Genomic DNA, 822 nt, shown 5'->3' with positions numbered 1-822 from the left:
GCGGTCTGCCGGGCGCCCAGCGCGTCGAGCAGCGCGAGCGCCGCCAGCTGGGCCTCGTCCTGGCCGCTGTGCGCCAGCGCCAGCGCCCGATGGTAGGACCAGCCGATGTCCCGCCAGGCTTCCGCCGCGGCCCGCCAGTCCCCGGCCAGGAACAGCCGGTGCGGCTGCGCCATCACCGAGGGCAGAGGCACCGGTACGCCGGCCACGCGCGACCAGAAAGCCAGCTCCCCGCCGAACCACGGGTGCTCCTCCGCCAGGGCCTGGTCCAGGACGCGGCCGGCTTCCGCTGCGGCGCCGGCGTCATCCCCGTGCAGCCACGCGTACTCTGCCCGGGCCGCGGCCGCCGGGGCGATCCATTGCAACTCACTGGTCGCGAACGCCCGTTCCGTGGCCTCCTGAAGCGTGGCCTCCGCACCGTTCTCGCCGCGACGGGCCTGCATCAGGCCCAGTGGCACCAGGGCGTCCACCGCCCGGGCACCGCCGGAGACCTGTACGGACAACGCCTCCCGGGCGTCCCGCTCCGCGGCGTTCCAGTCGCCCTCGTCCATCCGCAGCCGGGCACGGTGTCCCAGCAGGTGTTGCACCCAGCCGGTCAGCTCCTGCTCCCGGACGAACTCGAGCGCCCGGTCCAGGTCGGCGCGGACGTGCCGGTGGTGGCGCACCTCGCTGCCGATCGTGGCCAGGTTCCCGACCGCCCGGGCCGCGTGGTCGGGCAGGCCGGCGTCGCAGGCCGGCGGTCTGGCCGACACGGCCCGTACGGCCCGCACACTCTTCGCGGACCGGTTCTACCTCGGGTACGCACTGGCCCAGGCGTTCGCGTTC

At 75.3% G+C, this 822-nt stretch carries 1 pseudogene; it reads right to left on the bottom strand.

The features are described 5' to 3' along the window. A pseudogene (locus AB0C29_RS49620) lies at window positions 1-662 on the bottom strand (hypothetical protein); the annotation flags it as partial. Window positions 663-822: the final 160 nt, after the last annotated feature.

It is taken from the genome of Actinoplanes sp. NPDC048791, assembly GCF_040650095.1.
GTDB lineage: Bacteria > Actinomycetota > Actinomycetes > Mycobacteriales > Micromonosporaceae > Actinoplanes.
Note: the sequence above shows the minus strand (reverse complement) of the source record. Positions and strands in the feature narration are given on the sequence as shown.